The organism is Wolbachia endosymbiont of Wuchereria bancrofti (genome assembly GCF_002204235.2).
GTDB lineage: Bacteria > Pseudomonadota > Alphaproteobacteria > Rickettsiales > Anaplasmataceae > Wolbachia.
The window spans coordinates 1-8105 of sequence record NZ_NJBR02000068.1; the positions used below are offsets into that span (position 1 = coordinate 1).

At 35.1% G+C, this 8105-nt stretch carries 2 protein-coding genes and 1 pseudogene; 1 reads left to right on the forward strand and 2 read right to left on the reverse strand.

Features of this window, described 5'->3' with window-relative positions:
• Positions 1-223: 223 nt before the first annotated feature.
• Positions 224-883 (reverse strand): annotated as a pseudogene (locus CCY16_RS03400) (hypothetical protein).
• An 801-nt stretch (positions 884-1684) separates the two neighbouring features.
• A complete protein-coding gene (locus tag CCY16_RS03410; protein ID WP_088414952.1) occupies positions 1685-4810 on the reverse strand; it encodes an AIR synthase-related protein in 3126 nt (1041 codons plus the stop codon).
• A gap of 97 nt (positions 4811-4907) precedes the next feature.
• On the opposite strand from CCY16_RS03410, the gene CCY16_RS03415 reads away from it, so the two are divergent.
• Positions 4908-7574 (forward strand): PD-(D/E)XK nuclease family protein, encoded by a 2667-nt coding sequence (locus CCY16_RS03415; protein ID WP_179946045.1) that lies wholly within the window; start codon positions 4908-4910, stop codon positions 7572-7574.
• Positions 7575-8105: the final 531 nt, after the last annotated feature.

The following is an 8105-nucleotide window of genomic DNA, read 5'->3' on the forward strand; positions in this document are numbered from 1 at the left end:
ACATGGAAACAAAAGGAGCTAAACCCTTTCCATAATTTCCTATCTATCGTCTCTCACACCGCTTAGTGAATGGATACTATTCTGTAGCTACCATCATCCCGCTGACAAGCAGTAGGATCTAGAGGTAACGCGAATGAATCGCGGTATGATGAACTACGCCCAGTGCGTGACGCTATAAAAGAAAACAGTGTTACTGCTTGGATGATATGTGTGTTATAAAATTTTACCCGTTTAAAATAAAGTCTAGTATTACTTCACGCCAAATGTGGTGGTATTCAATGGGCAAGTCGGTTATAGGCCTGCGTTTATATGCTGCACGCATTGCGCTATCTGCTATTGACCTAAAAAGTGGATTATTTTTACAGGAACTACTGTCTGCTACATTAGCCATGATTATTTCGCCTTGATTGGATAATAATAAGTTAATTTTTATACTAAAATTCTCTTTGTAAGCTATGCTTTCAGGAACGCTCCAGCATTTTGTAAGCTTGTTTCTTATAGAGTCAATAATTTTTGCTATGACTAACTCATTCTTTTTATTGTCGATACTTTTTACGCTTTTTATTTCACTTTTTGTTTCTCTAGGCTTTGCAATATCTCTCGATTTTTCATCTACGCTTTTTTTTCTTCTCGGAACCTGAGTAGATTCTTCACTTTTGTCAATAGTAACTTCTTCTTGCATTTCAATGATTTGCCTAGGTTGTACTGTTTATTTCATAGTAACAGTACTGAGTTGCTCAACTATCTTTTTTTTCCTTTGTGGTGTAGGAACAAATTCTGTTACTGACGTATCATTTGTATGGGCTTTTGCTGAAAGTAATGAAAAAAGCAAAACACAACATAGGGATAGAAAAGGAACATAGTTAGAACAAAGAAAACGCATATGTTGAAATCTACTTTACTGGTTTAGAGCTAATATTGTGCATAAAGTTAATATATTTCAGTTAGTTTGCTGTGAAACACCCTACCACCAAAGTAAGCAAAAGATCCTAGTGTTGTAAAATTATTATAGCTGATTTAAGCTTGCAGTAGCTGTACCTTGCTAGTATGAACTAATCGACTTTAGAAACATGAAGTTACTGTTAGGAAACAGGTTAGGTATAAAGCTTAATATACTTTCTTTTTGCTAGATAAAATAAATGTGCTGCTATAAACAAGCAGATGCTTAATATTGATGCGTAGGAAAATTTAAGAGTTAAGTCTTTGATATATATTAATAGGCACTTATCTGTAGAAAATTTGTATAATAGCCCAAAATACGTAACGGTATTATCAATTACCGATACTGTAATTAAGGTAATGAAATTTGTTATATGGAACCCGAACTTAGATTTCAATTTTTCAAAAATGATTATACCTGAGAAGAGGGATACTAAAATTGCAATATATGAAGTCAATATCATCAAGCTAAAGTTTTGCCATTTAAGAACACAACATAACACTGTATACGTTATTAGGCTGTACATAGCTTTTCTCTTACCATAAAACTCAATTATTGAATTTACAACTAAAGCAGCTCCTATAACTAAGGCAGCGCATATTGTCAATTTATTTGAACTGTTGAGTAAAGAAAGACTAATAAACAAAAGAATTGATAAAATAAACATAATTACCTACCCAAATGTAACAATATACATTTATTCTAAGTAAATATTACACATAGTGAAAGAATTATTTATCATAATCAAAAAATACTTAGATTAGTATACCATGATCTTAAGTCTTTTAAATCTACTTTTAAGATATCCCTGATATTTAGAATTTTCTCCTCTGTTACTCTACCAATACATGAATAGACTGTACCTTTAAACAATTCTTCAAACCTCTTCTGGTTTTGTGGTGCGATAGTAACTAAAATTCTACTTTGTGATTCAGAAAACATTATTATTTTGTTTATTGTATCTGTGTTTTGTGTTTTCCCTACTGGCACTAACGGAAAATCAATTTCGGCACCTAGATCTCCTGCAATTAGTGATTTTACTAAAGCAATAGCCAGCCCTCCCAGGTTTAGTGCAATTGCGGAAGCAACAATGCTTTCTTTTATTGCCTGGTTGAAACACTTGTATAACTTTCTGGCGTTCTTTGCATCAACTTTTGGTACATTGTTATTGTCTATTCCACTATATAATTGATATTCAGATCTACCAAGCTCATCATGGGTTGTACCAAGCATATATATCAAGTCTCCTGGCATTTTTACGTCAAGCGATACTGCATTTTCAATATTTTCTATAATCCCAATTGCTGAGATGAGCAATGAAGGTGGTGCAGAGATCATCACTTCCTTGCCATTTTCATCATATCCCTTAAAGTCATTAAACATACTATCTTTTCCTGATATGAATGGTGTTTTAAATACGATTGCATAATCATAGCAAGCTTCTGCGGCTCTCTTTAGTTGCCACAGCCTTTCTGGATTGTAAGCATCACACCAGCAAAAATTGTCGAGCAACGCTAGATGTTCTATATTTCCTCCTGCAGCTACATAATTACGTATAGCAGTGTCAATTGCACATGCTGCCATATGATAAGTGTCGATTTCTCCATAATTTGAGCCAAATCCTTGAGATTTTACAACGCCTTTGTTTGAAGAAAGAATCGGCCTTAAGACAACAGCTTCGCTGCACACCCTTCCCTTGCCCTGCAATGGTTTCAACACTGACGACCCTTGAACTTCATGGTCATATTGCACCACTATGAACTCTTTGCTGCATATGTTTGGTCTGCTTAGCATTTCTTTTAGTTCGACTTCTTGGCTCAGTGTTGTTCCAGTACGTGACGCTAGGGTAGCAGTAGTCTCCTTAAACCACGGTTTTGTTTTTAAGTGCATCTTAGGGTTACCATCATGCAGAAACTCAGTTTCGATATTCATTATTGGTGAGGCGGAGGGGATTAGAACTGTCGACATACCTGTACTATTGAACTCTCCGATTACGCTGACCTCCACGTCATGTTTTTTCATGATTTGCTTAAATATAGGCAGATTTTCTTCTGGCACTGCTAAGGTCATTCTCTCTTGTGATTCTGATATCCATATTTCCCATGGAGCCATACCATCACTTTTGAGTAGAACCTTGCTTAAATCAACCTCAAATCCATCCTTTCCCATTTCACCAATGGACGATGATAGACCACCTGCCCCGTTGTCTGTTATTGCATTATAAAGACTGAGGTCTCTTGCTTCTATGACGGCATTGGATAATTTTTTTTGTGTTATGGGATCTCCGATTTGCACGACTGTTGAGGGGCTGTTTCCTGATAATGCCTCTGAAGAAAACGTTGCACCATGAATTCCATCTCTTCCCACTCTTCCACCAATAATTACAATCTTATCGCCATTTTGGGGCTTTTTGATGTGTGAAGGTGCGTTGTTTATATTGCGTGGGATAATTCCTACACTTCCAACAAAGACTAATGGCTTTCCACAAAATCTGTTATCGAAATATACCGATCCAAGTTGTGTTGGAATGCCAGAGCAATTACCAGCAACATTAACGCCGTGAATCACTTCTTTCATGATATATTTTGGTGGTAAAGTCTCATCAGTACGCTCCTTGTCCCTATAAAATTTACCTTTTGCTTCTTTAGCAAAGCAAAAATAGTAGGTATTCATTATAGGCTCCGCACCTTTGCCAAAACCCACTATATCACGATTAACTCCAAGCACTCCAGTCATTGCTCCACCAAATGGATCAAGAGCTGAAGGGCTATTGTGAGTTTCAACTTTATCTACAATCAAGTAATCGTCATCAAAGATTATTCCTCCTGCATTATCAGAGAAGACTGACATGCATATGTTAGAGTTTATCTCACACGTTGCACGCTTAATATAATGTGCATATAAGCCGTCTTTTATTTCATCAATGGGAGAGCAGAAAATGTTGTGCTTGCAGTGTTCAGACCAGGTCTGTGCTAGAGACTCAAGTTCAATATCGTATGGGTTTCTACCGAGTTTGTTGAAATAATCCTTTATGGCTTTCATTGCTGCGAGAGAAAGTCCTAAGGTACCATTACTATTGATTCCATCTCTACTGATTTTTTCAAGCTCTTGATCACTTACGTTGAGGTCGACGGGCTTAGCTCCTACTTCCGTGCAAAGTGCTTTAGTATGTGAATGTTGTAATTTGCAGATAGTTTGTATAGAAGATGGTGTCATCCCAGTACTTGACACTGAAATCCAGTTTTTATTACACAATTGCTTGGTTGCAGTTAAGTTTTCTGGATTCCAACGTCTGGGCACTGGTATGATATCTTTTAATTTACCATAATGCCTACAATAGCAATTGCCGTTTTCTTTATAAATAAGTGCGCAATACTCAGTGATTGGGTTGAATTCTATGTCGTCTTCAATTGGCAAATTTCCTTGCCCTAGAATCAATTTTGAACTTCTTGCTTTTATCTCAATTGATATCATTCCAGCATTTGACGCTGGAACTTGCACCTTCCCTTTCTTGATCCCAGTGCCTGATACTGGGATGACAGATGGGTCGACATAGCCCTTACTTATTAGATACTCTCTAACAATTTGCCTTGCTGTGTTACCGATATTATCGGTCATGCCAGGTAAGAAGCTTACTTCTAAGCCCCACTCAGCTTGTGGCTCTATGAAATCATATCGAATTTCTTCGAAGTTTTTACTGTAGGAGTAATAACGGCAGTCTTGTATGGTTTCATTATAAAATAGCTTACAAATTTCTTTATATAGTTTTGATGGTAATTCTTTACTTATGTAGATCGAATAAACGTTGACTAACCATCTGTTGCCAACTTGTTCGCATTTATTTAAAACTTCTATTCTAATGTTTGTCATATAATATTAAAAGATTTTAACGTATAATAACATAAGAAATTGTGAGCACATTTATATTTTGTTATACAATAAAGCATCGTGTTAACTGCTATCTTTCGTGGGAAGAATTTTTACTGTTAGTGTGGATGAATCCTTTTTCGATACGCTGGTTCAGCACATATTTTCTGAATATGAGAAAGAAAAAATTTCCAAGATAAAAATAATACTTCCTTGTAAAAGCGATGTAATAGCAATGCTGAGTGCGTTCAAGAATTATGACGCTAAAAAATGCATAATTTTGCCAGAGATAGTTTCACTAGAGAACATTGATGAGAAAGATTTAATATTAAATCTTGATAGGATTAAATTTATCAAACCAACAAAAAGGATACTACTATTGATTCAATTCATACTGGAATGGAATAAAAAAAATAACGACCATTTTCCCATAGATTTAGCTTATAGCTTGCCGTCATTACTTGATAAGGTTCAATGTACTCAAATAACGGATGATTATCAACTCAATGACCATTCAAAGAAAATAGAGAATTTCATAAACTTGCTCGTTGAAGCTTGGAGTAAAACTTTAAAAAATCTAGGAGTAATGGATATGTTAAAATATAAGAGTGACTATATAAATAATATGGTAATCTCTTTGCAGGAAGATCAACATATAATCTTTGTTGGAATTGGAAAGGGTGAAATCTATAAGTTATTGATTAAGGCTATATATGAATTGCCATTTGGGAAGATAATTTTACCTAATCTTAATTTGAAAATTAAAGAGAAGGATTGGAAATCGCTTGACAAAAGACACTATCAATATTGCCTAAAAAATCTGCTGGATTATTTAAGTGTAAGCAGAGAGGATATAAGTTTCCTACCAGAAGCACTCCCTCCAGCACATGGCGCTAGAATCTGTAACCAGAGGACTGGGGTGACTGCAGAATATCTGGATTACATCTTTGATACCACCGCTGACCTAAGCAAGGTTAGTGATAGGTACATCGAAAATATTGAAGTTATAACTTGTGATTCTAGAGAAGAAGAATCACAAGTGATGTCATTAATTATAGAGAATGAAGGTTATGAAAACGTTTCTTTAGTTGTCTTTGATAAATTGCTTGCAGCTCGCATAACATGTTCCGCATCAGAAAATTACTCTTATGTAACGCTCTTCCTCTATAGTATCGAAGTTTTGACTTCGAATTGGAACAGTGTAGCATTGCTTTCGCTCCTTAAACATAGGCTAGTGACTTTTGGTTACACTCAAGAAGAGTACAGTAAAATTTTATCTGAGTTTGAAATAGAGATATTACGTAGCTTTAATACAAGCGGCCTTGATGACATTGTAAAAGTTATTGGTATCCATAAAAAGCTAAGATATAAAGAAGATATATTAATTATTATCAATAAGTTAGAAACTATACTTAATCCTTTACTCAATTCTACGAATTGCCCTATCTCTGATGTAGTAACAGCTCATTTGCAGTGTGTTAGTATGCTGTCTAGTGTGGATTTTTTAGAATTGAGTAACGAAATGGGTAATTTTACCCATGATTTCTTAAATGCATGTGAGGGCGTTGCAATAAAATGCTCCTTGGAGTTATATAGTCAGATTCTGACTTTGTTTTTAAGAAAAGAGTTTTTTTTTGCAGTAAGTGACTTAAATAAATTTAGTTTATATCACAATAAAGTTGTAATACTTGCTGGATTCAATGATATACCAAGTTTTCAAAGTCCATTTTTGAATGCACTGACAAGAAAAAAATTCAGTCTTCCTTCCGTGCGAGAGGAGCAGGGGTATTTTTTGTATAATTTACGCAATTTGTTTTGTGCGAGTAAAGTTTATATTACAGGCTTGCTGAGCAATAGGAAGCCGATTCTATTGCGTCGTCTGGAAATTCTATTACAGAAGTCAAAATACCCTTATCGCGATTGGCTAAGAGTATTAAATATGCCTGAATACGTTACTCCGTGTATTCAACCTATGCCGAAACCTCAAACTAAAGTCAGAGAAGAAAAAATGCAAGTGATGCCTTGCAGTGCGGTAGAGAAACTGATCCGTGATCCTTACTCATTTTACATTGAATATATACTAAACCTTAAGCAATTAAAAGACTTAAATTTTAAGCCGTCGATATTAGAATTTGGCAATATGGTGCACAGCATTCTTGAGAGATATTTACGCAACAGAGAATCGCCAATGAGCATTGCACAAGAGGTGTTCTCAACTAGTCAGTTTAATTTTTCAAATATGTGGTGGGTAAGGCTGCAAGGGATAATTCAATCTTTTGTTGAATTTGATAAGGCTAGAAGCAATCGTGTTGAGTTGGAGAAGAGCTTTTCCTATCGCGTTTCTGCGCATAATGCTAAAGCTACTTGGGAGCTGCAAGAAATTTCTCTGACAGCAAGATGCGATAGAGTTGAGTATCTGCCAAATGGACAAGCGGTAATTATAGACTATAAGCTTGGTTCGCCACCATCCAATGAAGAAGTTATGTCGGGATTTTTTCCGCAATTAATTTTACAAGCTTTAGCGGTGGAATACACAACTGGAAAAGAAGTTTCAGAACTTGCTTATTGGAAACTTGACTATGATAAAATAAAAGTTATTTCTCTAAAAAATTACAGACAAAAAGTACAGGAATTTCAGAGTGATTTGCCGGATTTTTTATCTAATTATTTAAAAAATACTACTCCTTTTGTTGCCTCTCCATATTTTGATAAATTCCTAAGGTTTAACAGCTATAAACAACTAGAAAGGATAGGAGAGTGGTTGTAAAGTTCTCAATGCCCTTTGTCCCAAATTTCTTATCAAATAGCTGGCACTGGGTCGCCCTACAATGGGGTCATGTAAATCTGGCATGACAATTTATCAATTGCTCTCCCTCGTCATACCACAATTCATTCGCAGTATTCCTCAGCCACTAACAAGTAGCGGTTGTCGGTAAATCTTCAGCTACAAATATTTAAGAAATCCACTAAGTAAGAAAAAGACAAAAGAAGCCCTAGTTAATATCTATTTAAAAACATTAGCGTTTTTTTATGTTTTAAATACTTAATAATCGCGACTCAGTTGTTTTTTATTGCAACTAACCTTTAGTCATAAATGTTTTAGAAATTTACTAGGCAAAAAAAAGGCAAAAGATATACCGTGGTAGATAGTATTTACTCTCTAATCCTGCAAATTAGCATATTATACTGTCCTAAACACTTTGTAAGTATAAGCGAGTTTCAACTTATATAGGTAAAAACCTAGAAATGTTGTGAAGACATAAGGTACATATAGTGCAAAAAATTAAACATAAGATGC

Bases quoted from the DNA above. Each gene is read 5' to 3' on its own strand.
- CCY16_RS03410 (WP_088414952.1), bottom strand. From the start codon at position 4,810: ATGACAAACATTAGAATAGAAGTTTTAAATAAATGCGAACAAGTTGGC.